This is a genomic window from Terricaulis silvestris, from assembly GCF_009792355.1.
GTDB classification, from domain to species: Bacteria; Pseudomonadota; Alphaproteobacteria; order Caulobacterales; family Aquidulcibacteraceae; genus Vitreimonas; species Vitreimonas silvestris.
Genome location: NZ_CP047045.1, coordinates 3,258,200 through 3,284,050 on the forward strand (window position 1 = coordinate 3,258,200; position 25,851 = coordinate 3,284,050).

The following is a 25,851-nucleotide window of genomic DNA, read 5'->3' on the forward strand; positions in this document are numbered from 1 at the left end:
TACGTGCGAAGCCGCAGCGTCTTGCGTTTCGGTGGTCGCCGCGCAGATTTTCTAACGGCGACCGACGAACGCTCCCTCGAATACGTTGCCTGAGGGCGAAGGCGCAGTTGCAAAGGTGCCGGCGACTTCCGCGGCGTTCGGACCGGCAAAAATGCCGCCGATCGTGCCCGTGAGCACGCCGTCAGCGGTCGTGAACGGGCTTGAGAATTGCGTGCCCGAGATCGTGCCCGCGAAGGTGAAATCGGCGTTCACACCTGGAAATGGGTTCTGAGTTTCGATCATGTCGAGCGCACCGCTCAGCGCGCCCGTGGAAAAGTTGGCGGCCATGGTGAACCGGCCATCCAAGGCAGTTGTGTTGCCGCCTGTGCGATACTGTCCAACCGCGACACCGTCGTACGCGGCTGAGCCGGTCGTGGGCATCGCGTTGGTTTGCTGACCGAATGCGAAAAACCCGTCGGGATGTGAGGAATCGAAATAGTGCCCCAGGCTTGCATAGTTGAGACTCACGCCGGCAATGCGCTCGATGATGGCAATGTTGAATGGGCCGGCTCCGGAGGTCTCGATCTGTTCGTATCGAAAGAATACGCCACCGCCGTTGGGATCGAAAACGTGGCTAAAGCGATTGAGGCCCTGCATGGGCGGGTTCGGCACCGTCACGTTCACCACAAACGCGTCGCGCGTGAAGGCGAGCGCCATTGCGTCGTCTGCCGTAGCTCCTCCGCCCCTCGTCCAAGAGAAATTCAGGCCGTCCATCGGCAGGAGCGAAGACAGAAAATTTGAAGCGCCCGGAGCGGTGGAGAAAGTTTGTGGGAGGCCTGTGTTGATGCCCAGCGTCGGATTCCGCCCTGCGACGTATACGCCCGCGAAGTTCGCGAGACCCGGCGAGGAGAGCGAGAACGAACCGCCGATCTCTGCGGCCGCGCGCGAACTGGGGCCGTAGAAACGGCCGACCACGGTGCCATTGAAGGCGCTGGCGGCCGGATTGATACCGTAGTGAAGTACAGCGTTGGTCGCTGTAAACGTCTCCCCAAACGGCGCGCTGAAGCTTAATTCCCGCCCCAGGAATCCGACAGCGTCAAACGTACCTGGGCCGTCCTGATTGTAGGGAACGAAATTGTCGATCGCGCCGGCGAGCGTGCGGGTCGCAAAGTTCGCGTTGATACTGACCTGACCGTTCACGCGAGCGAGCAGGCCATCTGCGAAATTTTGGTACGAGCCAACGGCTTCGCCGAGGAAGGTAGCCTCGCCCATCGTCGGCAAATCTCCGAGCGGCGTTGTTGCACCAATCGTGGTGTAGAGATCGAACGTGGTGATCGCGAAGGGCCCGGAGGGCAGCGATATCCGATATTCGAGCGCCTGTGCAAAAATCGGATACTGAGTTTGGCCGTCGCGGACGATTGGCAGGGGGTAGCGATAGAGTGCGCCACCACCGCTCGCCCAGAATTCTGGCACGATGCGATACATTTCTGGCGCCCCGGAATGCTGGCGCGTGGACGCGTCAAACAACGGGCTGCCGAATATGACGCTACCGCCCCCATTCGGAATCGATGCGAGGAGGTCGAATCCGTCATCGGTCTCGATGGGGGCGTTGGGCGTGAAGGTGACTTGATTGTTGGGACCTGAGGTGATGCCAGTCACGCCCATCGTGTCCGAGCCGGCAGAGCGCGCGATATAGGCGTATTGGACCGATTGCGGAGACGGAATGGCGAGACTGTCGGTAATGCGCCCCGCTACAAAGGCGCCGACAAGCTGGCCTCGGCCCGGCGCGAGAAAGCTGAACGCCGCGCCGGCCTCAAGATCTCCGGCATTGCCGTAAAACTGACCGTTGAGACTCCCACTCGGGGTTCCGGACAAGAACGGAAAGCTTACGCTCGTGCTCGTGAAATTCGTTCCGGACCGATCGGCCACGAACGAGAAGTCAAGCTGCGAAAGATCGTTCGGTTGCACGTTGGGTAGGAGATACTCAACGCCACCCCGAATGGCGCCGGTCGTTTGCGAAAAGTCGATTTCCATGGCCGCGCGGGCGATGAAATCCGTGCGCTGCGCCGGGGCGCCTGTCGGCACAAACATCCCATATGCATCGCCGCGGAAGTGCGCCGATCCCGTCGTGGGAAGGTCGGACAGCGCAGCAGACGTACCAATCAACTGATAGCCGCTTCGTGTTCCGTTCGCCCAGTACTGTGGCGCAGAGGCCCATTGCAGCAGCGTGACGTGATCCGCTGGATCTGGAACCATTCCAGGGTCGGATTGCAAATAGCTGCTGGCCGCATCAATCCGGCCTGATCCGCCCTCCTCCAATCGCAGCAGCTGATACTGGCTAGAATCCCAATAGTAAGAGTCGATGGTGCGATCGCCGACACTGAACCCGCGCAAGGCGTGAGCGCCCGGAACATTCGCAGTCTGGCCAGAAAACTGCGGCGCGGTGACGATGAGCGTCTCGTCGCCGTCCAGGTTGAGTTCCGCATACGTGGTTGCGTTGGGCGCATCCGGATCACGCACCGCAACACGCACGTTGCTGCTCGGAGCGCCGGACTCCCCCACACCCGTCGCAAACACGACGGCCGCGAACGGGCCCAGCAGAGTCGCAGCCGGCGGCGGTGGTGGCGGGGGAGGAGGTGGCGGCGATACGATTGGCCCACCACCGCCGCCGCCGCCCCCACCGGCGCAACCGCCTAGGATTGCGGCGGTGAGCGCCAGCATCGAAACGCGAAGCAGCTGCACTGAACTCATGACTTTCCCCACCCTTTTTAGAACGTACGCGTCAGCCCGAATTCGACGCGCGTGCGCGAATAATCTTCCAACTCGATATTGCTGTCGTTTTGCGCGACCAGCGCGCCGAGATACGGATTGTAGCCAAAGACGCGCCAATCCCGTTTGATGCCGCGAAGCGAGAGCGAAATTTCCAAGTCCTCGCGCGCCACGCCAAACAACGGGGCCGCCTCGTCGAAATCTCGTTGCTCGACGGCGGCCTCGGCCCAGACGCCAAAGCCGGCCGGAAGCGCGTGATAACCGCCCGCAGACACGCGCGTCGCCGCGAAGGTCTCGGCATCACTTTCCGCATCGACCAGTCGGAGCGCCGCACCTGCACGCCAGAAGAAGATCGGCGAGACGTAGCGCGAACGGTCCCAGTCTAGCGAATATACGTCCGCGTCACGATCTACGCTGTCGTCATAATCTAAACGGCTGGCGGACAGGCTGACGTCGTGCACCGTCCTGCCATTGCTGAGACGTTGTCGGAATTCGAGGCCCGCGCTGCTCGATAGCCAATCGCCGCCAAACCAGCGACGATCGCCGATGAGCGCCAGTTCAGATCGCGCGCCCATGCTGACGTATTGCACGCCGAGCCGGCCCGACGCCGCCGCATCGTCGAACGCGGTCTGCTCGTTGTCCGTGCCGCGAAGGCTCACGCCGACGATACCGCTGAAGGGACCGTCGGTCGCGAACGCGCGCTCGGCGCCGGCTGCAGCTGTGATGTTCAATCCCGATGTGCGACGCGCTTCGTCAGAGAGTTCGAACGGCAAACCGAAAAGTTGCGCCTGCTCGGCGTCCGTCGCCGCATTGACGTTGGTGTCGGGCGCGACAGCAAGATTGACCGAGAAGCGCCACCGGTCGCGGCGCTCCAATTGCGTGAGCGCATCGTTCACTACCGCGCGCACCTCCGGTGGAAGGTCCGTGGTCAGCGCCAGACGGTAATTCTGCTCCGCCGCACGGTCGTCGCCGAGTTCGACGAAAGTCTCCGCCAATTCGAGCCGAACGCGACCAAGCGATGCATCCTGATCGAGAAGCCGCTGATACAATTCTATGGCGCGACGTGGCCGACCGCGCTGGCGTGCGATGAAGGCTTCAATGAACAGCACTTCCGGCGCCGCACGCTGATCGGGCGGAAGAGCGTCAATCAGCGCTTGAGCGTCGTCCCACCTGCGATCGCGAATGAAAGTTCCGAGCGCAACGCTGCGGTCTGTGATCTCATCGCCGCTTGCTGGCGACGCCATCGCAGCACAACTCGAAAGCCCGAGCCCACCGAAGGTGACCAAGGCCCCGAGCGCGGCAAGGTATGCGCCCCGCGCGATCGACCGCTTCACTCGTCGTCCCCACCATGCCCGAACGGTGCGATTGCCCGCGGGTCAATGTCTCGCAGCGTTTCCATACGATCGACCGTTGTCAACATTAGGTTGAGCCGTCTCGCGAAACACGATGTTTTGGCGGGGCTAGCGGTGCGCGGGCGCCACGTTGTGTAAGCTCTCGGCGCACCATTGGTGCGGACGCAATTGGGTTCCAGCACCACCACGAGATTGGCTTCGATCTGACCGCCATCGTGCGCCATTCGACAATGTGGTCGAATGGCCGACGCGCGCCGATCCAACGGGTGGCGCCCGTCTCTTCAGAGCGGCGCACGTTCGCCGAGCGGCGGGTTTGGGCCATGGCGCGCCTTTGCGTACGAAATTACGAGCGGCGAAGGCGCTCAATTCGTGACGCTCGGGTCAGCGTCGGATGGTCGGCCTGATGTCGCCGGAAAACGCCGCTCAAGAACTGCGCTATTCTGCTCGGCACACTGAGCTTAGCGCCGGCTCAAGGAGCATCACGCGATTGTCCCTAAGCGCCAGGTCGGGACTGAATTCCTGCATTCCCTCCACCTGCATGCGCTGAAGCCTTATGCGCAGGCCGGCACCATTGCGCTCAATGGTGAAGCTGCCGCCATCGCCCTCGATAACGCAGGAGGCAAGAGCGCCTTGTGGTTCGCAAATAGCGACGCCCGAGTATGTGTCGGCGTCGTCCAACACTTTAAAACGAAATGCCAGATTGTAGTGCGCAGGCGCCTGGGTCTCGACCCAGTCCGGCCCTGGATCGCCTAGATAGAAGTGCGTCACGGTCTGATCCGGATGCGAACCCAAGTGCGCTTGGTCATAGATGCGCGCGAAGCAAGCGCCGTTGTGTGCGAGAGTGTCGTACAGCGATTGCGCCTGCGTCGACCCGCAAGCACCCGTCACGAAGGCGGCGGCGGTCGAAATCAGCGTGCAGCGCTTACTCATCTCGGCCTCCGTTCTCAGACCCTATCACGGCTTCTGGTCGTTGCGAGTGCGCTCACCGGCAGCGTCGCCCCAATGCGGTCAGGGTGTTGGCAGCCACAGCAACGGCGCGGCATCGCCGACAACGGTCATTGCCCCGAATCCTGAGACACGCGCATGAAATAGGCGTATCGCGACGCATGGCCGAGAAACTGCAAACAATCGCTGAACTCATCGCAGGTGCGCGCAGCGCCGTGATGAGCCCACGAGGCAGCCGTCGCCATCTCACTTGCGCTGCCTGCGGCCAGATGTACGACAGGACCGATCCAGCGCAAGTGAGCCACCATCTTAGCGTGGAGCATCCGAAGTGGACCCCTTGACGTCAGCGACGTAGTCGCTCGAATGCGGTCAGCGCCTTAAGCTCTGCGACCCGCGTGATCTCGCCGGTTGCAGTCATTCGCCGGCACGTAACGATTGATAAAGCGAGATAGTGCCGACCAACGCGGCGTTGATGTCGTCGACCAGCTATCGTTCTGTCCGAGGCATGTCTTGCGCGAACGCGCAGTCGTTTGCCTGTGCCAATTCACCGAGGCGCTGACCGCGCATCATCGCCGGCATCATGTTGGACATGTTGCCGATCATTCCGGCCATTTCGCTCTGGCTCTCCGCCGCGTCCGCCTGTTGCTGGGCTGCCTGCGCCTGCATCGCGGCGGCTTGCGCATAGCCAGCGCCCGGAACGAATGAGCTGATCACCCCAGTGACGATGCCAGTTGTCATCTGGCCACGCGCTCGTTCGCTCGCCTCCTGCTGAAGTTCTTGCTGGCGTTGCGCCGATGCCTCGATCTCCGACCGTTGAGTCCGCATGGCGTCTGTGTTCATTGTCGTGCCCATTTCGGTTTGGATCTGCTCGCACGTTAGCAATTCATCGCCGGGGCGCGCGGCATTGGCTTGCGCGAGCGCTTGCTCTGCTTGCATGCGCTCGCTAGCGGCTTGCATGGCGTTCACGCCGTCTTGCGCCAGAGCCGACCCCGGAGGGAGAACCAAAGGCGTCGTCAAAATCATTGCGGCAGCAATCACCGCCAGGCGTTCAACGTTCTTCAACTCGCACCTCCCGAACTCGCCTCAAGACAGAGATTGGCGGGCCAGGACGCGCTCAATATCGCCAAAACGCCAGCGAAATCCGAGGCAATGTCACCGGCGACGTCGGAGAATGGCCGGCACGTGCTCGCATCGATCAGCGAATGTTTGGGCCGCTCAAAGCAAGAGGCAGATCACAATCGGTGAGCTACGGCGCGCTTTCGCCGTTAGCGAACGCTAGGCCTCCGTAGGAGCCACGTCGGCCGCCCGTAAAATCTGTTGCGCATCAAGTCTCGCGCCGAAGCCTATCCGCCGTGAAGCAAAGCGAGCGTCTCTCTAGTGGTCAGCGCGAGTCGTTGCCGTTCCCACAGTTGTCCCATTCGCACGCGTTTGCGGCGCCGTCGTTGCCGTCGCTGTGCCGCTGGGCATTCTTGACACGCGGTTCCGCGCCGGCCGGATTGCCGTGGGAGAACAAATGCCAAAATGGCATTCATAGGTCTGGCCGAAGACTTTCGTGCAGACGTAGTAGTACGACGCCTCCGAAGACTGCATGCAGTACCAACCGTTCCGCTCCAATTCGTCCTGCGACACGGCCGTGCCGCTCTGCGAGTTGTTTGTGGCGAACGCGGGGGACGCAATGGCGGCTGCAACAGCGAAAGCAGCGGCTGCGCAGAGTGTTGAAATGGATTTGGCGCTGCGCATTTGGGTCCTCCATGGTGTGTGCATGACGTAGATGGGATCGACGCGGATGGGCGCTGTGCCGACAGTCACGCTGCGCTCTCTGAGGACGGCCGAACCGCATGCGCTGAGCGTTGGCGCGGCGGATTGAATTGCCCGTTTCTCGCCGGCAACAGACATACGAAGAGTTCGCGGATGAGCCACCTCTCCCGTGTTGGCGGAGGCCACCGAGGGGACTATCGTTCGAGTAGCGGTGTTCGGGAACGCGACATGAGTGAAGCCGACCAGCTGGCGGACGACATCATCGTGAATGGCTTTGCCATTGCTGAAAGTCGCCTCGGCGTTTCAGTGCTGGATCGTCTTCGTTGTATCCCTACTGAACAGCTTGCGTCCTCTGCCGTCGGCGCCACACGCACTTCCTCGGACGGCGGCAACGCACGTGTCCGCCTGATGCCGGACTGCCCCGACCTCTGGCCATTGCACCAGGATCAGCTTCTGTTGACCGTAACGGCGCGCGTTCTGCGCAATCCGTTCGCCCTAAAGTATCTTCAATCCCGCACCGTCCATTCCGGATCCGCCTGTCAGACGCTGCACATGGACTGTGACGTGGGCACAGGCGCCGGCAAGTTGCTCGCCTTCATCTGGATGCTCGACAGTTTCGACACGAATAACGGCGCGACACAGTTCATCCCGGGCTCGCATCGCAGCTCTCCCGCCGGTCCGCCGATGCTGGCTATCGGCCCAGCCGGCAGCCTTATCATCTATGACCGCGCCGTCCTGCATGGTTACACGCCCAACCAAAGCAATGCCGACCGCAGATCGATCCAGGGCGGCTTCGATCCCACAGCTCCCTGATACGAGTGTGAGAGTCTGCTTTGGGCCAGGCCCAGACCGTAACTCCAAATTCCTCGACCGGCGCGCTCGCCCCAAAGCGGTCAGAACACCACAGTTTGCTGGAAACTGAAGGCGTAGCGTAAGCCGCTTTCAGTATCTCGCCGCTTGGGCTAGCTTCACCGCGGGAGGCAAGCGCAATGAAGCGGTTCCTGCTGGCCACGGCGCTGATCGCGTTCGCGACGGCCGCTGACGCGCAGCAACCGCAACTTCCCGCACCGCAACCGATCCCGCGCCAAACGCCGACACTGCCGCCGCCCACACTCGGTAGCGCGACCTTCGTCTACACCGCGACCACGGGTGCGCCTGTGCGTCACTCCGGCAGTGTGACGGCGGGAACGCTCACCTGGACGTGCCGCGACACGACCTGCACGATCCGCGGGCCCTGGCCCCAGCCCGGTGTTGCGGCTTGCGCGGCGCTCGCGCGTGAAATCGGCCGTATCGTTTCGTACGGACGCCCGGGCGCAATGCTGAACACCGCCCAGATCACGCAATGCAATGGAAACCTGCCGCCATCGCTGCCACCGCCACCGCCACCGCCGCCACCGCCGCCGCCTCCCGCGCCGGGCATCGAGATAGCAACGTCACTCGTGCGCGCCGAAGGCTCGCCTCTCGCGCACGCGCCGCCGCCAACGGGAGCATTCACCCCCGTCGACATCACGACCTCGACGGTGCGTGCGGAAGGATCACCTGAAGCCGTGGCGCCGCCACCCGGACCATTCTCGCCCATCGACATTACCACCAGCACCGTGCGAGCCGAAGGAGCGCCGCCATGAAGTCCCTGTCCGCCCTCGCCGCCGCCGCAGCGCTCACGTTTGCGGCGTGGGCAACGCCGACGCTCGCCAGCGCCGGCGACTTCAACCTCACTGTTCCTGTAGAGCTGGTGAACATGCCGGCTGCGGTCAATCGCGGCCGAGTAACGTGTACGGTCTATGTCGGCTCAGCGATCGGCCCCGCGGCGGGAGAGGCCAATTCGGCCGAATTCGCGGTCAGCGACGGAGCGTATCGCGGCTCGGCGCGGGTCGAAGTCGCGGTGCGCTCGGGGTTCAGCGCCAACTCGATCACCAACTATGCTTGTCATCTCTGGTTCTATGTGACGCTACCGGGAACGCGCAGCGGCTGGTACAACGCTGAACACCTCACGCAGGAAGGCTACCCCATCGAAGCACGGCTGATCACGCAGCCGCGCCGCGGCAGCGTCGCCTTCGGCACGATCTCGCGTTGACTATTCCGGCGGCTACGTAATCGGGCCAGCGTGTGCCCTATCGCGATTTTTCACGACAGGCGTGGTCGGTCAATCGCTTAGCGCTCGCGCGTCAGGCGCGTTGTCGCCGAACGCGGACATTGGCCGCTTTAGCGCCGTCTGGAACGAACGCATCAGTTATTCCTTGTCTGGTTTGGTGAAGGAAATGCCGGTCCAGTCGATCCGGATTGCCTCGGGAATGGCCTCGCCACGTGCGGCAAAGAAATCCTTCACTGCGTTCGCGCACGCGGGCACCGCGTAATAGTCGTCGATGATCACGGCGCCGCCCGGCGCCACCCGATCGTAGAGCGCCGTTAGGGCATCCATGGTGGATTCGTAAAAGTCCCCGTCGAGCCGGAGGAGCGCTAGTTGATCACAAGGCGCGCTCGCCAGTGTGTCTCGAAACCAACCCTCGATGAAGACAACGTTGCCGCTGAGCAGCCCATAGGCGTTGAAATTGCGTTCGACGATCGCGCGGGAGATCGCCAGTTCGGGCGCCTTACCGCGGCTGAGGTCCAGGTTGGAGTCCTCGGGGCGGCTCGACACTGGCAGGCCGCGAAAACTATCGGCGACAAGCACCTTGCGGCTCGTCATCCCGTGCGCCTGTAGATAGGCCGCCATGAAGATACAGCCGCCGCCGCGCCAGACCCCGCATTCAATTACGTCGCCCGGAATATCGTTCTTGCGGATCTGTTCAAGGCAATCGTGCAGATTTTCCATCCGCTTGCGCCCCATCATTGACTGCGCGAAGCCGAGATTGGAGAGGCTTCGCTCGAAAAGGAGCCCTTCATTCCGCGCCGCCTCGAAGGCGGCGTAGCGTTGCGGATAGGCAGCGCGGAGATCGAGATAAGTTGCGGGATCGTACTTTGCTTTTCCTTCGAGACATTCCCGCAGATAGAGCAATCGGAATTCGTCCTCCAGGTAGATCTCATTCAGAATTGAGCACTTTATCAATTCCAGATAACGAAGAAGCGGTCCGGTGCGCCTCGGCGAGGGATGTGCCGCCACATGAGCAGCCACGTATGGCGCGAGCGCCTCTGCGGGCGCCACCTTCAACAATTCGCGAATGCCATCGGTAGTCTCCGCCGTCCATTGCCCAGTTTTGATCCGCTCCTCGATTTCGGCATACGCGTCACGCAACACGATATTGCCAGGATCGAGATTGCCAATCACCGCGATGCCCTTATCAAAGTCGAGAATCGTCGCATCGAAGACCGCTATCTCCAAATCGGGCCGGTATTCCCGCAAAATCGGAATCATCCGATAAACATCGCCTGTCCAGGCTTGGCTCTGTCGCTCTCGCTCGGCCCACAAGATGTCGCCAGGCGCCACGTCATCGATCACGATCAGCGAATGCGGCGCGGCGTGCGTTTCGAGGTTGATAAAGTCGCGCAGTGCAAACTCGGCCAAATGCATGCCGTCGATGAACGCCAAATCGGGTTTTTGGCCAAAGATGGCGTCGACATCGGAACGGGCGAAAAAGGCATCGCTCGTTTGGCGGTAAAGCCGCGTCGGCTGGGTCAGCGCCCCGGTGATCTTCGGTTCGGGGTCGATACCGAGACGGGGACAATCAGCCAGCTCCAGGCTTGCGCCTGCCAAACAACCGATCTCGACATAAAAGTCGGGGCGGACCGCGGCATGGATTTGCTTCAGCGCGTCGAGATAGTTCATGGCGGGCTGCTTTCGGCGTTCCAACGGGGCTCGGCCGCCTTTATGCACGCTGCGACCTCAGGTCGGAACTGGCCCAAAAGCAGCGGTATCTGTTGGGAGAACTGAAACGCTTTGCCGTGGATCCCGTGATATTGCGCCATGTAGCGCTGAACCTCGTCGGCAATCGTCTCCGCTGGACGGCTCGACATCACACCGCCATGGATCTGATGAAACGTCGCCTCCCCGAAAAGCGAAATCAGCGTGGCGCCCGGTAGCCCGCCAACGCAGTTGTAGAAATCGAGATTCGCAATGCCGCCGCCGGGAATATCGAAGCGCGGATCAAATCCGCCCGCCTCCTCGTACATGGCGCGGGAGAGAAAAATCAGGTTGCTTTCCGCCATTGGCCCGAACCAGGCCGCCGTGTTCACCCCGGTGAGCACACTGACCTCGAAAAGCTTGTATCCGTTCTCGCGCCATGGGACCGATGCGAGAAGCGCATCCTCGACCTGCTGGTTATAGCCGGTCTCTGCCGCCCTGGTTTGCATTGCTGGTCCGAGATGCAGCCCGATCGTCGCTACTACAGCCCTGTTGAACCCCTTCAATGCCTGGATAGCCAGCATCAACACGCCAGGGCTCGCGATCCGCGCGCCGTCGATCATGATCCCGACGAAGGGCGCCCGAGCCATGGCAACGCCGGCATTAATCGCGGTGCAAGGCGAAGGCAGCGCAACATCCCGCGAGATGTCGAGATAGCGGAAGTTTGGGCCAAAACTTTCGGCCCGTTCGCGGCTAACCGGTTGCCGCGAGCCGTTCTCCACCACGATCACCTCGTAGTCCTCGGCCCCGACTTGGCTTTGATAGGCAGTTGAAAGCGAAAACAGCGACCGTTCCGACTCTCGCACCATATCGTACAGGACGACGATCACCGACAGAAACGGCGTGCGTTGCACACTGGGCACGCCGCGAGGCAAGTTGCTATCTCGATGGCGGGGCATCTCGGACTACCTAATTTGAATCGCCGACCGAACGACTGCAAGTTGGTGGCAAGGGGTGACCCACGCGTTGCGTTTCTGGGACTCACACTGGCGTGAGGGCATTAATTGAGCGCCGCAAGGATGGGTAGGTTTCTCGATTTAAGGCGCCATAGAAAAGCGGCCCTCGCTTGGATTTTGCAAACGCCTTTCCTCTCAGTCGCATATACTCCTCATGAAATTGCTCCCACGGCGAAACGGGATTGTTGGTGGCGATACCGCCATGGACTTGATGAAAGGTCGCCTCGCCCAACAACATGATGAGCGCACCCGAGTGATCCTCACAGACGCGCAACCAGATGTCGAGGTTCGCCAACCCTCCTCCGGGCGTTTGAAACCGTTGATCGTAACCGCCGAGTTCCCGCCAATGTCGCGCCGTAAGAAAAAGTGCGTTGGTCTCCGCCGGCGTTACAAACCAACCATCGTTCGAGGAACCGGCGAACGCAGACACGCCAAAGAGTCGGTATCCGTCCGTCTCCCAGCTCGAACTATCCAAAAGCTGGTCTTCGACAGTCTGGTTGTATCCCTTGAGGACGCTTTGCATTTGAACCTCGGGTCCAAGATGGAAGGCAAGCGTGCCAATCATAGGCTTGGCGTGAAGCTTGGACGCCGCTAGTGCGGTGGAAAATAAACCAGGGGACGCCATTCGAGCGCCATCAATGCAAACGCCAACAAGATCGCCGCGCGCCAGCTCGAGACCGAGGCGAATAGCCCCAACGGGCGACGCGGATGGGTTTTGTACCCGATGGATTGAGAGGTTGGGGGCCAAGCCGAGCAATAGATTGGCGTCGAATGGCTGGGTTGATCCATTGTCCAGCAGGATAAGCTCATAGTCAGAGTCGTGAAGGCCGCGCTGCATGGCGGGGGACATAGATCTGATCGTCCGCGGAAGCTCGCGCGCCATGTTATAGCCGATTATGATCACAGAGAGTTTGGGGCGTTCGGACGCGACCGTCATATAGCTAACCTTGTCGAACGGATTTTCGATGTATCCTGCGGGTCCAATCAACACCGCACAATATTTCCTTCAGGCGAACACCACCCTAACGGCGCAGGCACAGTTTTTACACAAGCCGGTGAGACCCCAACTTGCCCAATGACCAACACCGAGCACGCCCACAGTCCCCGGATCAGGTTCGCGGCCGGTCCTTCAGGACTGCGCTTTCTGCAGAGACATTATCGTCTATCCAAACTGGAGCCCTTCAGACTCTCTATCGCGACAGAGGCTTCCTCAAAAGCCCATTCGATGTTGCACTTTATCTGCAGCTTATCGGTCGATTGCGCCCAGCGTCGATTATCGAAATAGGAACGAAGCACGGCGGCAGCGCGCTCTGGTTCGCCGATCAAATGACTGCCCACGGACTCCGTGCCCGCGTTGTTTCCGTGGACCTCTCGCCCCCGGCCGACTTATCGGACGCGCGCATACAGTTTGTTGCGGGTGACGCTCACGACCTGTCCGCTGCCCTGACGCATGACTTGCTCGCGAGCCTCCCGCACCCTTGGCTGGTTTCGGAAGACAGCGCCCATACGTTCGAGGCCTGCACAGCCGTATTGCGCTTCTTCGACAATCATTTGGTCGTGGGCGACTACATCGTCATTGAGGATGGCGTCTTATCCGACATGGCCGAGCGGCACTATGAAACTTACGAACATGGCCCCAATCGCGCGGTAGAGAGGTTTCTCAGCGAGCACGTCGACACCTATGAGATAGACGGCGCGCTCTGCGATTTCTTCGGCCAAAACGTCACTTGGAATCCCAATGCGTGGCTGAGGAGAGCACGCTGATCAACGCGGCGCGGCGGTCGTTGAAAGCGTGCTTAGCTGGTCCTGCTAGCCGGTGGCGTGGGCCCCCGAATGTCCGCTTCCGCGCGGTCCAACGCCACTCCCAATGGAGGCGCACACACTCTTGGCTCATCGCATTGAGTTCAAGCTGTCGGCTGCTCCGCGCGCATTGCGATGAAAGAAAGTGCTTTGGCTAGATGTGCAATATTGTCCGCGAGAGCGGCCAACTCTTGGCCCCTCTTACGAAAACGCATTGAGGACGAGCTTCCTCGCGCTTTCGGAATCGAACGGCTGATCCTCAAAAGCTGTCATTCTTCGCGTTCTGTATGACGACAGAAGGGGCAAGTGCAGCGTCGTGTAACAACGGCGTTTAGATGTCGTCTCACACCTTTGTCGAAGCCTTGCCGGCAAGAAAACGCCTTATTGCCCGGCGCGCGGGCGCGCCCAGTTTCGTGGTAGCGTCGTTGTCGTTTAGCTTTCGCCATCCTCTGAAGGTCAGAAACGGTTTTGACGCGATGACACCGCACAAACGTAGTTGGACGGAAATCACGGCGACCTATCCGCGAAGCGGCCCAACAGCGCTGCGGCTTCAGCCAACGTCGCGAGGTCAGCGGCAAGCGCACGGAATATTTCGCCGCGCGCGATGCAAGGATCGTCTCCGCGCGGCGCGCTCGCCCCACGGTCAAGCCCCTCCTCTAAGAGACCCATGATGACGCTGTAGAGCGCATCTGAGGCGGCGCGCGCTTCAGCTTGATCGATCATCGCTGGACCCGGTGCACTTTGGCGCCGCGTCGCCTCCGTCATCGGCGCCATCCGGAGACGATTGAGAAAAGTCATTCTCGCCAGAACAGACCGCGCACGGGCAGCGGCGCGTCACAAATCCGTTCAAGTGCCGGCGCAGCGTTTTTGAGAACCCCTGCTTGGCGGCTGAGTTGAAGGGCGACCAAGTCTTCGCTGCACGTGAGCGACCGGTTTCGTGGTAGCGGCGTTGACGTTTGGCTTTCGCGATGCGGCGGAGATCTTCGACAGTTTTAGTGCGATGGCAACTAACACAAAGAGCTGCCCAATTGTCTGGCGCATTCGATCCGCCCAGACCGAGCGGAACGACGTGATCGAACTCGGACGCGACTAAACGCTGGTCACAGGCGAGGCACCGACCGCCTTGTGCATCCCAGATACATTGCTTCAGCCGTCGCGAGGGTCTCTGGCGGCAATGAATCTCATTTGGCTTGCCTGCGCGGGTTTTCATGAGCCAACGCTTGCGGTTGGCGGGGCCTGCTTGGGGGATTGCGGATCTCCTTGGTGCGAGCCCGCAGGCGGCGCCTCGGCGCTAACCTCTGTGTTCGCTTTTCCAAAGAGCCGGCGCGCTTCGCTGATTTGTTTTAGCGCAAACGCATCGCTGGGCGCCCATTCCCACAGCGTATGCAAGCTCGTGCTGTTAACTTGGTCAAAGCGCTCAATCTCTTCGACAGACGCCTCCGCATAAAAACCGCGCAGCCGATCGAAGGCCTCATGAGCCAAAACTGGATTGAACCCGCCGTCGCTTCCGAACACAAACCAAAGCGTCCGTGTTTTGAGCAGGCGCCGCTTTGCAGCTTCATCGCCTTCGCGCAGGACTTCGGATGCGGTTTGCTCGGCTAAGCGAAGGCCATGCAGTTCTTCCTCGCCGTACAGACCGGACAGAATGTCGGGCCAGCCGCGGCGAAGCGCCTGGGCCTCAGCGCACTTGGCGATCATGACGCGCCCCATGCGCAACCACACGGGATCGAGCTGTCTCTTGCCCGTCGGATGATGCTGCCCGGTTGCGTCCGCCGCCCACTCTTCTCGTGTGGGCGCGTACTCGTCCCACCATGCCTCCCCCGCGACCGGATGCCAGACGCCGTCGCTTGATTTCCAAGCGCAAACTTCCGCGCGCGTTATGCCAAGCGGATTGAGATCGGCATCGAGACGGCTCTCGTCCCGCTCTATCAAGGGCGCCGTTTCCATCGGCCGATAATCGCCTTGCCGAGCCGCAATGACGCGAAGCCCGTCGATCGTTGCCCATGGCACCATTCGTCTGCGTTCGGGATCGCTGGCGTTCAAGATTAAGGGCGCCATTTGCCGCCGGAGCGGATCAAGGCCGGCCTGAACGGAGACTGCTATGAATTGATCAAACTCGATCTCGGTGCACTGGCGCGCAATGGTGCGCCGGATGAGTTTGAGCTGGGCGGAGGTGAACTCCCGTTTCGTGGCGTCCTTGTGTGCAGACCAACCGGACATCTCAGCGTCTCCGAACGGTAAGGCTGATAGAGCCGTTGGACAGCCTGGCGCCCGGGACTTCCTCGCCGCTGGTTAAGGCCTCCTTGGTCAGGCGCCGATTGAGCGTTGGCTTGAGATCGAAGAAGCGCGATGGAATTTGCGCTTCTTCCTCGACAATGAGGTTTGGGGGCCGCTCGGACAGAGAAAGTGTGGCGACAGGACGTTCGAGGGACTTGCGTTCCATCAACAGCAGCGCCTGCTCCAATATTGCGCGACGCGATTGACGACGTTCTTCGATGCGATGGAGGCGCACCGCGAGTGTGTCTTTTTGCGTTTTCAAGCCGTGCAGCAAGCCTTCATCGAAAAGATCGGCTTCCAGCATGAAGTCGAGGGTTTCGAGCAGCGAGGTTTCGCCCTCGGCGAGCATCAACATGAGATCTGGATCTTCGAGGGTTTCGTGGTGAACCTCGAGATTGGCGCGAATGGCCGTCAAGATTCGCATTTGCTCTTCGGCGCTTTGGCTGAGCTTTCCGTGGTCCGCCCGCGAACGCGGCCGTTGCCGGCTTGGTGACGAGAGATGGATTTCTGCTTTCGCCGCTCTATTTTCGACACCGTGTGCGGCGTCGGAATTGCTGGACATATTTTACCTTGATGAGACGGAGCCAGATCGGCGTTGCGCGCCAATCAGGACGGCGATTGTCCGCCCCACTGCCCTAAGCCCCCTGAAAAATCGTTTGGGGGCGAGGATGCTCAGCCCGCTTCGTTCGCGGATGCCTCCCCATCACTACCGCTCCAAAGTCGGCGGCAGTCCAGCGCAATTTTAGGCTCGGGCACGCGAAAGTCCTTAGTCGCCGCTGATGTTTGGAAGGCGAGCCGAACGCCAGTGCATAAGTGCGCGCCTCCAGTGAACATCGCGCCTTGTCCGGTGCATTTCCGAGCCGAGAACCGCTAGATTTTGCCCAACTCGATGCACAAGAAAGAGTCTTCTCTCAACCACAACATCAACAGTGTTCAATTTTCGTTTTGGCGCTTCAGCAATGGCGGCGAGTCCGCGAACTAGAGCCAGTTCGGGCTCAGCGCTTTCGTTTCTTCGGCCTCAACGGGTTGTTTGAAACGTCAGGCTCCTGCCAACCGCGCCTTCGACAATGCGAGCGAAGCAAGTTTGATCGTCCCCGCCCAGCTTGACGCGGTTGGAGCAGCGGAAATCGCAGTGAAGAGAAGAGTCGAGCCCACAAGTGAGGTCGAGGCGACGACGGCGTGGAAGGCCTCAAGACAAGGCAAGAGCGCCGACGACAGCATCTGACATCGACAAAGAGCTGGCTTTCACCACGGCCTAGGGCGCGATAAATGCCCTGGCTTCCTCGCGGCTCAGATAGGTCTGCGCGAAGATGGCGTTCGCGACGGCGTGGTCGCGCGCAATCTGCTTGAGCGTAGCGGCCGAAAAGATGTCGCTACCGACCACATCTTCGGACGCGTTGACAAGTGCGGCAACGATATGCGGCCGCATCGGGGAACTTGGCGCTGCACGATCAAAGGCCTCGAGGCAGGGCACGAAGGCGGAAGACAAGGTCGGATTTTCCTGCACCTCGCCCATATCCGCCGGCATTTCTCCTGCGCCAATGACATCGAGGAAGTCAGAAACGGAATCGCCCTTAAGGAAGCGGCGATCGTACAGGCGCACGCTCAGCGCCTGGCGGCCAAACTCGATCGCCCACGAGTCGAGCCGATCGCTCATGAAGAACGACCGCTCCGCGAGACACACCTTGTAGAATTGTTCGATAGTAGCGTTGGTCAACTGACCGGCTTTGAGCTTTTCCAGATACGAACTCGCAATCAATTCAACAGGCCGGCGCGCATAGAAGATCACGCGTACGTGGTAGGACGAAAGCAATTCACCAATGCGACGGACAACGCGCGGGCGGCAGAAGCAGAAGCCTTCGGATGAAAGAATCGCGTTCGGCGCGGATTGCGCATCTAACTCTTCAAGCAAAGCCTTGAAGTACGCTTCGATCCCCACACCGAGGTCGTCAACATCGAACGCGGCAAGTGAATGATGAGCGGCTGTCCCGTTACGTCCTTGCTGAGGATAGTAAAATCCGCAGTCCGCTAGCGCTTGCGCCGAATTCGCAAGCATATGCTGGATGGAGGATGTACCGGTCTTCCCGATGCCAATGTGAATATAGAGGCGCAATGCCGTTTCGTTCCCGCCGGTTGAGTGAATTCTGCGGTGGGGCCAAATTTGACCTCAATCGCACCTGAGGTATCAGTTACATCTTTCTGACCGCGTCCAACGCGCGGCCGGCAACTGCTCGACCTATCGGATTCATCCTGCGACGCGCGCTGGCCGCTGCAGCCGCTGGTCCAAGCACGCAAACACGCGCTGGCGAACCACCGCATTCTCCATCGTGCGCGCGAGCGCTTCGAAGTGCGCCACATCGGCAGCAGTGACGTAAGCGTCTTCGGCTATCGGAGTGACACGGAAAACCCCGGGGAGCGTCGTAGGCGTGATCGCCTCACACTCATCGGCGAGCTGCTCCTTTAGCTTCTCTCCGGGCCGAAGGCCGGTGATCTCGACGGCAATCTCCTTCCCCGAGGCGCGGATCATGTCGCGGCCAAGCTCGATGATCGAGATCGGCGCTCCCATCTCCATGAAATACGTCCCGGCGCCCTCATCGCCGTACGCCGTGACGCTGAGGATAAGACCAACGGCCTCCTGCACCGACATGAAGAAGCGCTCCATGTCCTCGTGCGTCACTTCGAGCGGGCCGCCCGCCGCGATCTGCGCTTCAAAGCGCGGCAGCACCGAACCTTGCGAACCCAATACGTTGCCGAAGCGCACGGCCTTCAGGCGCGTCGCGGTCGGGCGCTCCATCTGGAAGCCGGTCAGGTGCAGCTCTGCCAGGCGCTTGGTGGCGCCCATGACGCAGCTTGGCGCCGCGGCCTTATCCGAGGAAATCAGCATGAAATGCCCAGCGCCAGCGTTCACGGCCGCACTTAGCGCGTTGCGCACCCCGAGCAGATTGGTCAGCACGCACTCGACTGGATGACGTTCGCCCAAATGAACATGCTTCAACGCCGCGGAATGGATGACGACGTCCGGCTCAATGCGGCGCACCCAAGCGTCCAAACGGCCGCTGTCGCGCACGTCGCAGAGGGCTTCCGTGATCTGCAGTTTCGGCGCGATCCGGCGCACGCTTTCGACGATGTTGATGAGGCCGTGATCGAACTGATCCAGCATCGCCAAATGCGCACAGCCAAGGCGCGCCAATTCGAGCGAAAGCGCAGATCCGACGCTGCCTGCGGCGCCCGTGATAAGAACGCGTTTATCGGCATAGAACGCCTTCAAGGCGGCGAGATCGAACCGGACTTCAGGTCGCCCAAGGCAATACCCAGTCATCGGCGCCCAAGCCCCCAACGCGTGCCTCTAGACAGGCCTAGTCGATAGCAGCCCGCCCCGCGCTGAACCAGCCGGCTGCGGAATAACCGGCGCGTGTGTGACTAGCTGGGCACGCCGGCGAACTGGGCGTCGTGACGTACCGCAAGCGATCGCGCAGTTCGATCATGAAAATTCATGACAAGATGATTTGAAGTATAGGTAATCCAATGCCGCCAGACGGTGGTGCGAACCGCAGTTCTTCTCTACTTTCGCACAGGCGAATACGCATTCACCATAGCTGTTGGGTTAACTTCCCGACTGGATTGTTTAACCAAGAACAGTTCCCCGTACTCCGTACTTCCCCGCGAGCTGGTTACACTTTGTCCGAACTCAATCGGGGGGACCAGCGTCACCTGCCCACGGAGGTAACGGGAAATGCAATTGAGACTTTTTAGCTCAGTCTGCGCCGTCGCTCTGGGCTTGGCGTTCGCGCTGATGGCCTGGGCCGATGACGGGTCGAGCACCGACGAAGGCAGCGCAAGCGCCGTCGAAAACAGCGTCGCGGCTCGATAACAGCGAAACCAGCACCGAAAACGAGTTCGAAGCCGAAGACAGCTTCAACACGGAAAACAGACCGAGATCGACACCACGAGATCGAAACGGAAGGATCTTTCAACACCGAAGAATCCTTCAACGACGATCACTCGACCAGCAATCAAGTCGATAGCGAAGTGAAGACGGACGTTGACGTCGAAGACTCTTTCAACACCGACAACTCGATCAACACGGAGAACGAGTCCGAGATCGAAGAATCCTACAACACGGACGTCGAACTCGAAGAATCTTTCAACACCGAAGTTGAGAACGAAGAGTCCTTCAACACGGACAACTCGATCGACACCGACAACTCCGTTGAGAACGAAGAGTCGTTCAACACCGAAACCAAAAACGAAGAAGAATGGCGGCCTTGGGTGGTTGCGCCGCTTGATGCGGCCTTGGTCCAGTCTCGCCATCGGACCTGATGCGCAACATGCCGGAGCTTTATCAGCTCTCGCCGATGACGCCGGGATGAAGCGCGCGCGGAGGCGCGGGCCGCGCTTGGCGTCGATGGACTCGATGATGCGAGCGGCATTGTCATCATCGACGAAGCGGGCGTTACAGCGTTCGTCCACAACGTCACCAACGGCGCGCTGCAGAACATCATCAGCATCAACAGCGCCACCGGCCGCGATCTGGCCCAGGATATCGACGTCACGCTGACCTTGCCTGGGTTCGACGCCATCCAGGATTCGCTCCTGGTCGAGCGCTTTGGGCATCCGCATCGACGACGACATGCGAGTACGCTTCTAACCCGTCAAATTTCGCTGAGTTGGGGCGATTGGTACGGCGCGGTCCCCGGACGGATACTCCGGAATGATGAGGCCGAGTTGCCTCCGACGAGCGTCCTGCGTAGATGAAGGCGCTCATCGAGGATGTTAATGCAGGTCGTGGTAGTGACAGGTGCGGCCGGGCTGGTCGGTCAGAACCTGATCCCTCGCCTGAAATCTCAGTTTCGGATCGTCGCCGTCGATAAGCACGCCCACAATGTGGGGGTGCTCCGCAAATTGCATCCCGACATCGAAGTCATCGAAGCGGATATGGCGGAGGCTGGGAACTGGGAAGACCGCGTCACGCAGGCTGATGCAGTGATAGCTTTGCAGGCGCAGATTGGCGGCCTCGACCCCGAGCCTTTCCATCGCAACAACGTGCTCTCGACTGAGAGACTGATCGCCGCGGCCAAACGCGGCGAGCGCCCGTACCTAGTGCAGGTGAGTTCATCGGTGGTGCGGTCCGCGGCATGTGACCTCTATACCGAGAGCAAGAAGGCACAGGAGACCCTGGCTCTAAAATCCGGATTAGAGCACGTGATCCTACGACCGACGCTGATGTTCGGCTGGTTCGATCGCAAGCACCTGGGCTGGCTGCGGCGATTTATGGAAAGAACGCCAGTGTTCCCCATCCCGGGAAGCGGCGACTATCTGAGACAACCGCTTTATGCAGGCGACTTCGCCGCGATCATCGCTTCAAGCCTCGAACGGCGAACGCAAGGCATCTACAATATTTCTGGCCTTGAGCGCGTGACCTACGTGCAGATGATCCGCATGATCAAGCAAACAGTCGGTGCGAAAACGGCCATCGTGCACATACCCTACGCGGCATTCTGGACGTTGCTCAAGGTTTATTCGTGGTTTGACAAGAATCCCCCATTCACGACCCTTCAGCTTCAGGCCTTGGTCACGCCTGACGTGTTCGAGGAAATTGACTGGCCAGCCCTCTTTGACGTGCAACGGACTCCGTTGGAGCGCGCGCTGGAGGAGACCTTTCTTGATCCCACCTACAGCCACGTCGCGTTAGAATTCTGAGCCATGGCCAAAGTTATTGTCATCGGCGCCGGCCCAATGGGACTTGCCGCCGCCTATGAAGCGCTTAAGCGCGGCCATGAAGTCGATCTTCTCGAGGCAAGCGACCGGCCGGGCGGCATGGCCGCGCATTTCGATTTCGACGGGCTCTCGATTGAGCGCTTCTATCACTTTTGCTGCCTATCGGACCGCGACACGATCGCTCTGCTCGACGAACTGGGCCTCAACGGCGCGCTGCAATGGGTATCGACAAAGATGGGCTACTTTGTCGATGGCAAGCTCTATCGTTGGGGCGATCCGTTTGCGCTGTTGACGTTTCCCAAGCTCGGTCTTGTCGATAAGATCCGCTATGGCGTGCAGGTTTTTCTCAGCACGAAGCGCTCGGATTGGCAGCGGTTGGACAAAATCAGCGCGAAGAAGTGGTTCACCGAGTGGCTAGGCGAAGACCTCTATAACAAGCTCTGGCGCCCATTGCTTGAACTCAAATTCTACGAGCTCACCGACAAGATCTCCGCCGCATGGGTTTGGCAGCGTATCAAGCGGCTCGGCAACTCGCGCAAATCACTGCTGGAAGAGCGCCTGGGCTACATCGAAGGCGGATCGGAAACGCTGGTGAAAGCGCTTGTCGGCGCCATCGAAAACAAGGGCGGACGCATCCGCCTGAAAACGCCGGCAAAGACATTCCTGATCGAGAATGGCGCGGTGCGCGGCGTGGAGACCGCATCTGGTGAAACCATCGCCGCGGATTTCGTCGTATCGACTGCGCCGATGCCGCTGGTGCCCGGCATGCTCTCGCAGGCGCCTGAGTTGAGACCAGCCTATGAGCGCATGGACAATGTTGGCGTCGTCTGCGTGCTGCACAAATTGAAGCGCTCAGTGAGTGACAATTTCTGGATCAATATCTCTGATCCGGACTTTGAGATTCCTGGGCTGGTAGAATTTTCCAATTTGCGGCCGCTCGCCAACACCGTTGTCTACGTGCCGTACTATATGCCTGCCACGCAGCCCAAATGGGGCTGGTCTGACGAACAATTCGTCGCCGAGAGTTGGGGCTATTTGAAACGGATCAACCCGGCCCTCGCTGACGATGACCGCCTCGCATCGCATGTCGGGCGATTGCGGTACGCGCAGCCGGTGTGCGAAGTGGGCTTCGCCGAGCTGATACCGCCAGCCCAAACGCCGATCAAAGGGCTTCAGATCGCCGACACCTGCTTTTACTATCCAGAGGATCGCGGGGTTTCCGAGAGCATCCGCTACGCTCGGAACATGATCGCGGAGATGGGTGCGGCTTGAAGCTGTCCGGAGAGATCTTGCGGTTTGTTGGCGTCGGCGCTTTCGCCGCGTTGGTGAATTGGGTGTCGCGGATTGCCCTGAGCGTGGTGCTGCCGCTGAGCGCCGCGATCATTGTCGCCTACCTCATCGGCATGATCACCGCGTATGCGCTGAGCCGGAAATACGTGTTCCAACCCACGGAACGCGGCGTCGGCAGCGAATTGACTCGCTTCGCTTTGGTCAATGTGGTGGCCCTTGTTCAGGTGTGGGCGGTGACGATTGTGATGGCCGAGTACGTCCTTCCCGCGTTGCATGTCGATTGGCGCCCGCTGGAAGTAGCGCACGCGGTGGGCGTCGCCTCGCCTATCGTGACTTCCTACCTCGGCCATCGCTATTTCAGCTTCGCGCAGGCGCGGAAATCCGGTCGTGGCTAGCGCAATGAACACAGAAGCCGCGTTCGATTGCCCACTAGTGGTGGATATGGACGGCGCACTGCTGCGGACCGATACAACATTCGAAGGCTTGGCGCGCGCGCTCTTCGCAAAGCCCGTCACGACCATGCTGGCCTGCGCTTCAATCTTGCGCGGGCGCGCCGCCTTTAAGCGTGCGATCGCGGAGATCGTGCAGATCGACGTAGAGTCGCTGCCGCTCCGCGAGGATTTTGTCGCTCACCTGAAGCAAGAGCGTGCGCGCGGGCGACACCTGCATCTTGTGTCCGGTTCCGATCATCAAGTGGTTGAGCGCGTGGCGGCACGCCTGGGCCTATTCGAAAGCGCCCAAGGCAGCAGTTCAGGACACAATCTCAAGGGTGCGAACAAGGCGCGCTTCCTGGTCGAGCGTTTTGGCCGGTTCGCCTACGCCGGAGATTCGCCAGCAGACCTGAAAGTGTGGCCCCACGCGCAGAGTGCTGTGCTGGCCGGCGCTTCGCCCGAGACCGCGCGCCGCGCTCGCAAACTTGCCGTCCCTATTGAACGCGAGTTTCTCGATCCACCCCGAACGGTCAAGCATTGGATGCGAACGCTTAGGCTGCATCAATGGGCGAAGAACATCCTGCTATTTGTGCCGCTGCTGTTGAGCGGGCATTTCACGGACGCAGATCTCGTGCTCCGTTGCGGGTTGGGATTTCTTATTCTCGGGCTAACTGCCTCAGGCACTTATATCGTCAACGACCTCGCGGACTTGGCTGCTGACCGGCGCCATCGGAGCAAGAAGGAGCGCCCGTTCGCGGCGGGCGTCCTCAAGGTCTATCAGGGATTGATGGTCGCGCCGGCGTTGATCGGCGGAGGTCTTGTCGCCGCCTTTTTGCTGTCTCCTGCCTTTGCAGCGGCGTTGCTCAGTTACCTCGTTTGCACGCTTGCCTATTCGCTGCGCCTGAAGGCGATCCCGTTCTTGGACGTCATGTTGTTGGCGTGGCTCTATACGCTGCGCCTGTTGATGGGTGTTGCGCTGGCTCAATCTACATCATCCGTGTGGCTTCTGACGTTCTCGATGATGTTCTTCTTCTCGATGTCGCTCGCGAAGCGGCACGTTGAAGTCGCGGCCGCTTCACCAGATCAGGATGAAATCGCGGGACGAGGCTATCTGCCCATGGACGCGCCGGTGACGTTGGCGTTCGGCATATCCAGTTCGGTCGCATCGCTGCTGATCATGACGCTTTACCTGATGGAAGAAGCGTTCCCGTCCAATGTGTACGGCCAACCGGCGTTGCTTTGGCTGGTGCTGCCGATCGTCGGCCTGTGGACGATGCGGATCTGGTTGCTCGCACATCGCGGCGAGCTCGATGACGATCCGGTGGCGTTCGCGGTGAAGGATAAAGTTAGCATCGTGCTCGGCAGCGCCATGGCCCTGGCGTTCGCGATCGCGGTGTTCGGATGAGCACTGCCTACGTGAATGACGACACGCGTCTGTCCTGGGGGCGTGTCGTCCGTTCGCACCACTTGATCGCCAAGCCTCGATTCGTGGATGAAATAGCACCAGCGCTGGCGGATGCCTCGGTCATGGGCCTTAGAGCGCTTCCGGTGGGCCTTGGCCGCTCATACGGCGATTCCAACCTCAATCCCGGCGGCGCGCTGATCGATCTCTCAAAGCTTGATCGTATTGTCGCATTCGATACTCAAAATGGCGTGCTCCGCGCCGATTCCGGCATCAGCCTCTCCGACATTCTTCGGTTTTCGGTGCCGCGCGGTTGGTTCTTGCCGACAACGCCGGGAACGCGCTTCGTCACGCTGGGCGGCTCTATCGCCAACGACGTGCACGGCAAGAACCATCACGCCGCGGGTTCGGTCGGGTGTTCGATCAGGCGCGTTGGCCTCGTACGGTCAGACCGAGGCGCTTTGGAACTCGCGTCGGATATCGAACCTGAATTGTTCGCAGCAACGATTGGCGGCCTGGGACTGACGGGTGTGATCGCTTGGGCCGAAATTCAGATGGTCCCGATTGTGTCGGCCTATATCGAGCAAGAAGTTTTGCCGTTCGACGATCTCGACAGTTTCTTTGACATCGCTGAAGCGAGTCAGAACACATTTGAACACACCGTGGCTTGGATCGATTGCACGGCAAGCGGCCGGCATCTCGGGCGCGGCCTGTTCACGCGAGGCAACTGGGCGCCCGAAGGCGGGCTCGACGCCCATTCCGACAAACTAAAACTCACAATGCCGGTGGACGGCACGCCCCTCGCCTTCAATGCGCTTTCCTTGCGTGTGCTGAACACCATGATCCGCACGGCGCAGAGTTTCAAAGCCGCGGAAAGCCGGGTGCACTATGAGCCGCACCTTTATCCGCTTGACGCAATCGGCGCGTGGAATCGACTCTACGGCCGCGCCGGCTTCTATCAATATCAGTGCATCGTGCCGCCTGATGGACGCGCGGCCATCGCTGAATTGCTGTGTGCAATAGCCGACGAAGGCGCAGGGTCAGTGCTAGGCGTTCTGAAGAGCTTTGGCCCAAAGCGCTCTCCGGGCTTGCTATCGTTTCCGATGGAGGGCTTTACGCTGGCGATGGATTTCTGCAACGCAGGTGCGCGCACGCATGCGCTGTTTGCAAGGCTGGACGCGATCGTCCGGGCGGCGAACGGGCGGCTCTACGCCGCCAAGGATGGCCGCATGCCAGCAAGCATGTTTCAAACGAGCTATCCTGAATGGGCGCGCTTTGCGAAACAGATTGATCCGCTTCTCACGTCCGCCTTCTGGGACCGGGTTTCACAGTGAGC

Annotated in this window: 24 protein-coding genes; 10 read left to right on the forward strand and 14 right to left on the reverse strand. The window is 60.4% G+C overall.

The window, feature by feature from the left end:
- Positions 1-51: 51 nt before the first annotated feature.
- The 4 genes from DSM104635_RS16720 to DSM104635_RS16735 form a co-directional block, all read right to left on the reverse strand.
- The gene (locus tag DSM104635_RS16720; RefSeq protein ID WP_158767307.1) at positions 52-2,730 is read right to left on the reverse strand and encodes a transferrin-binding protein-like solute binding protein; all 2,679 of its coding nucleotides are present in this window, start codon (positions 2,728-2,730) and stop codon (positions 52-54) included.
- A gap of 17 nt (positions 2,731-2,747) precedes the next feature.
- Entirely contained in the window at positions 2,748-4,082 is a 1,335-nt protein-coding gene (locus tag DSM104635_RS16725) for a surface lipoprotein assembly modifier (protein WP_228445731.1), read from the reverse strand.
- 453 nt (positions 4,083-4,535) lie between these two features.
- Entirely contained in the window at positions 4,536-5,030 is a 495-nt protein-coding gene (locus DSM104635_RS16730) for a hypothetical protein (protein WP_158767309.1), read from the reverse strand.
- 501 nt (positions 5,031-5,531) lie between these two features.
- A complete protein-coding gene (locus DSM104635_RS16735; protein ID WP_158767310.1) occupies positions 5,532-6,107 on the reverse strand; it encodes a hypothetical protein in 576 nt (191 codons plus the stop codon).
- A 924-nt stretch (positions 6,108-7,031) separates the two neighbouring features.
- Here DSM104635_RS16735 and DSM104635_RS16740 point away from each other — a divergent pair.
- From DSM104635_RS16740 to DSM104635_RS16750, 3 genes are all read left to right on the forward strand, one after another.
- Positions 7,032-7,616 (forward strand): phytanoyl-CoA dioxygenase family protein, encoded by a 585-nt coding sequence (locus DSM104635_RS16740; RefSeq protein WP_158767311.1) that lies wholly within the window; start codon positions 7,032-7,034, stop codon positions 7,614-7,616.
- A 176-nt stretch (positions 7,617-7,792) separates the two neighbouring features.
- Positions 7,793-8,428: a DUF8200 family protein gene (locus tag DSM104635_RS16745; protein WP_158767312.1), complete on the forward strand. Its 636-nt coding sequence runs from the start codon at positions 7,793-7,795 to the stop codon at positions 8,426-8,428.
- Positions 8,425-8,877, forward strand: coding sequence for a hypothetical protein (locus DSM104635_RS16750; protein ID WP_158767313.1), 453 nt, complete (start codon positions 8,425-8,427; stop codon positions 8,875-8,877). The genes DSM104635_RS16745 and DSM104635_RS16750 overlap by 4 nt, the downstream gene beginning before the upstream one ends.
- Positions 8,878-9,033: 156 nt before the next feature.
- Here DSM104635_RS16750 and DSM104635_RS16755 read toward each other — a convergent pair whose 3' ends face one another.
- From DSM104635_RS16755 to DSM104635_RS16765, 3 genes are all read right to left on the reverse strand, one after another.
- Positions 9,034-10,566, reverse strand: coding sequence for a class I SAM-dependent methyltransferase (locus tag DSM104635_RS16755; RefSeq protein ID WP_158767314.1), 1,533 nt, complete (start codon positions 10,564-10,566; stop codon positions 9,034-9,036).
- Entirely contained in the window at positions 10,563-11,495 is a 933-nt protein-coding gene (locus DSM104635_RS16760) for a glycosyltransferase family 2 protein (protein WP_158767315.1), read from the reverse strand. Before DSM104635_RS16760 ends, DSM104635_RS16755 begins: the two co-directional genes overlap by 4 nt.
- Before the next feature lie 127 nt (positions 11,496-11,622).
- The gene (locus tag DSM104635_RS16765) at positions 11,623-12,588 is read right to left on the reverse strand and encodes a glycosyltransferase (protein ID WP_228445732.1); all 966 of its coding nucleotides are present in this window, start codon (positions 12,586-12,588) and stop codon (positions 11,623-11,625) included.
- 77 nt (positions 12,589-12,665) lie between these two features.
- Here DSM104635_RS16765 and DSM104635_RS16770 point away from each other — a divergent pair, with 77 nt between their 5' ends.
- A complete protein-coding gene (locus tag DSM104635_RS16770; RefSeq protein ID WP_158767317.1) occupies positions 12,666-13,361 on the forward strand; it encodes a CmcI family methyltransferase in 696 nt (231 codons plus the stop codon).
- Positions 13,362-13,904: 543 nt separating this feature from the next.
- Here the strand turns inward: DSM104635_RS16770 and DSM104635_RS16775 are convergent.
- The 6 genes from DSM104635_RS16775 to DSM104635_RS16800 form a co-directional block, all read right to left on the reverse strand.
- Positions 13,905-14,195, reverse strand: coding sequence for a hypothetical protein (locus tag DSM104635_RS16775; RefSeq protein WP_187448187.1), 291 nt, complete (start codon positions 14,193-14,195; stop codon positions 13,905-13,907).
- A complete protein-coding gene (locus DSM104635_RS20205; RefSeq protein WP_158767319.1) occupies positions 14,104-14,607 on the reverse strand; it encodes an HNH endonuclease in 504 nt (167 codons plus the stop codon). Before DSM104635_RS20205 ends, DSM104635_RS16775 begins: the two co-directional genes overlap by 92 nt.
- A complete protein-coding gene (gene bet, locus DSM104635_RS16785; protein WP_158767320.1) occupies positions 14,604-15,617 on the reverse strand; it encodes a phage recombination protein Bet in 1,014 nt (337 codons plus the stop codon). The genes DSM104635_RS20205 and bet overlap by 4 nt, the downstream gene beginning before the upstream one ends.
- Position 15,618: 1 nt before the next feature.
- Entirely contained in the window at positions 15,619-16,098 is a 480-nt protein-coding gene (locus tag DSM104635_RS16790) for a siphovirus Gp157 family protein (protein WP_158767321.1), read from the reverse strand.
- Between the two features lie 831 nt (positions 16,099-16,929).
- Positions 16,930-17,787 (reverse strand): hypothetical protein, encoded by an 858-nt coding sequence (locus tag DSM104635_RS16795; protein ID WP_158767322.1) that lies wholly within the window; start codon positions 17,785-17,787, stop codon positions 16,930-16,932.
- A gap of 132 nt (positions 17,788-17,919) precedes the next feature.
- Positions 17,920-18,993: an SDR family NAD(P)-dependent oxidoreductase gene (locus tag DSM104635_RS16800; RefSeq protein WP_158767323.1), complete on the reverse strand. Its 1,074-nt coding sequence runs from the start codon at positions 18,991-18,993 to the stop codon at positions 17,920-17,922.
- 414 nt (positions 18,994-19,407) lie between these two features.
- Between DSM104635_RS16800 and DSM104635_RS16805 the strand changes: the two genes are divergently transcribed.
- Positions 19,408-19,545, forward strand: coding sequence for a hypothetical protein (locus tag DSM104635_RS16805; RefSeq protein WP_158767324.1), 138 nt, complete (start codon positions 19,408-19,410; stop codon positions 19,543-19,545).
- Between the two features lie 44 nt (positions 19,546-19,589).
- On the opposite strand, the gene DSM104635_RS16810 is transcribed toward DSM104635_RS16805, so the two are convergent.
- Positions 19,590-20,306: a hypothetical protein gene (locus DSM104635_RS16810; protein ID WP_158767325.1), complete on the reverse strand. Its 717-nt coding sequence runs from the start codon at positions 20,304-20,306 to the stop codon at positions 19,590-19,592.
- Positions 20,307-20,450: 144 nt separating this feature from the next.
- Between DSM104635_RS16810 and DSM104635_RS16815 the strand changes: the two genes are divergently transcribed.
- The 5 genes from DSM104635_RS16815 to DSM104635_RS16835 are packed head-to-tail and all read left to right on the forward strand — an operon-like array spanning position 20,451 to position 25,849.
- Entirely contained in the window at positions 20,451-21,374 is a 924-nt protein-coding gene (locus DSM104635_RS16815; protein WP_158767326.1) for an NAD-dependent epimerase/dehydratase family protein, read from the forward strand.
- 3 nt (positions 21,375-21,377) lie between these two features.
- The gene (locus tag DSM104635_RS16820; protein ID WP_158767327.1) at positions 21,378-22,664 is read left to right on the forward strand and encodes an NAD(P)/FAD-dependent oxidoreductase; all 1,287 of its coding nucleotides are present in this window, start codon (positions 21,378-21,380) and stop codon (positions 22,662-22,664) included.
- A complete protein-coding gene (locus DSM104635_RS16825) occupies positions 22,661-23,077 on the forward strand; it encodes a GtrA family protein (protein WP_158767328.1) in 417 nt (138 codons plus the stop codon). The genes DSM104635_RS16820 and DSM104635_RS16825 overlap by 4 nt, the downstream gene beginning before the upstream one ends.
- A 4-nt stretch (positions 23,078-23,081) precedes the next feature.
- The gene (locus tag DSM104635_RS16830) at positions 23,082-24,518 is read left to right on the forward strand and encodes a UbiA family prenyltransferase (protein WP_158767329.1); all 1,437 of its coding nucleotides are present in this window, start codon (positions 23,082-23,084) and stop codon (positions 24,516-24,518) included.
- Complete coding sequence (locus DSM104635_RS16835) at positions 24,515-25,849, forward strand: FAD-binding oxidoreductase (RefSeq protein WP_158767330.1); 1,335 nt, start codon at positions 24,515-24,517, stop codon at positions 25,847-25,849. Before DSM104635_RS16830 ends, DSM104635_RS16835 begins: the two co-directional genes overlap by 4 nt.
- Positions 25,850-25,851 lie beyond the last annotated feature (2 nt).

Bases quoted from the DNA above. Each gene is read 5' to 3' on its own strand.
- DSM104635_RS16830 (WP_158767329.1), top strand. From the start codon at position 23,082: ATGAACACAGAAGCCGCGTTCGATTGCCCACTAGTGGTGGATATGGAC.
- DSM104635_RS16755 (WP_158767314.1), bottom strand. From the start codon at position 10,566: ATGAACTATCTCGACGCGCTGAAGCAAATCCATGCCGCGGTCCGCCCC.
- DSM104635_RS16805 (WP_158767324.1), top strand. From the start codon at position 19,408: ATGCAATTGAGACTTTTTAGCTCAGTCTGCGCCGTCGCTCTGGGCTTG.
- DSM104635_RS16750 (WP_158767313.1), top strand. From the start codon at position 8,425: ATGAAGTCCCTGTCCGCCCTCGCCGCCGCCGCAGCGCTCACGTTTGCG.
- DSM104635_RS16720 (WP_158767307.1), bottom strand. From the start codon at position 2,730: ATGAGTTCAGTGCAGCTGCTTCGCGTTTCGATGCTGGCGCTCACCGCC.
- DSM104635_RS16740 (WP_158767311.1), top strand. From the start codon at position 7,032: ATGAGTGAAGCCGACCAGCTGGCGGACGACATCATCGTGAATGGCTTT.
- DSM104635_RS16820 (WP_158767327.1), top strand. From the start codon at position 21,378: ATGGCCAAAGTTATTGTCATCGGCGCCGGCCCAATGGGACTTGCCGCC.
- bet (WP_158767320.1), bottom strand. From the start codon at position 15,617: ATGTCCGGTTGGTCTGCACACAAGGACGCCACGAAACGGGAGTTCACC.
- DSM104635_RS16835 (WP_158767330.1), top strand. From the start codon at position 24,515: ATGAGCACTGCCTACGTGAATGACGACACGCGTCTGTCCTGGGGGCGT.
- DSM104635_RS16815 (WP_158767326.1), top strand. From the start codon at position 20,451: ATGCAGGTCGTGGTAGTGACAGGTGCGGCCGGGCTGGTCGGTCAGAAC.
- DSM104635_RS16810 (WP_158767325.1), bottom strand. From the start codon at position 20,306: ATGTCGTCGTCGATGCGGATGCCCAAAGCGCTCGACCAGGAGCGAATC.
- DSM104635_RS16745 (WP_158767312.1), top strand. From the start codon at position 7,793: ATGAAGCGGTTCCTGCTGGCCACGGCGCTGATCGCGTTCGCGACGGCC.
- DSM104635_RS16730 (WP_158767309.1), bottom strand. From the start codon at position 5,030: ATGAGTAAGCGCTGCACGCTGATTTCGACCGCCGCCGCCTTCGTGACG.
- DSM104635_RS16790 (WP_158767321.1), bottom strand. From the start codon at position 16,098: ATGCGAATCTTGACGGCCATTCGCGCCAATCTCGAGGTTCACCACGAA.
- DSM104635_RS20205 (WP_158767319.1), bottom strand. From the start codon at position 14,607: ATGAAAACCCGCGCAGGCAAGCCAAATGAGATTCATTGCCGCCAGAGA.
- DSM104635_RS16800 (WP_158767323.1), bottom strand. From the start codon at position 18,993: ATGACTGGGTATTGCCTTGGGCGACCTGAAGTCCGGTTCGATCTCGCC.
- DSM104635_RS16775 (WP_187448187.1), bottom strand. From the start codon at position 14,195: ATGACTTTTCTCAATCGTCTCCGGATGGCGCCGATGACGGAGGCGACG.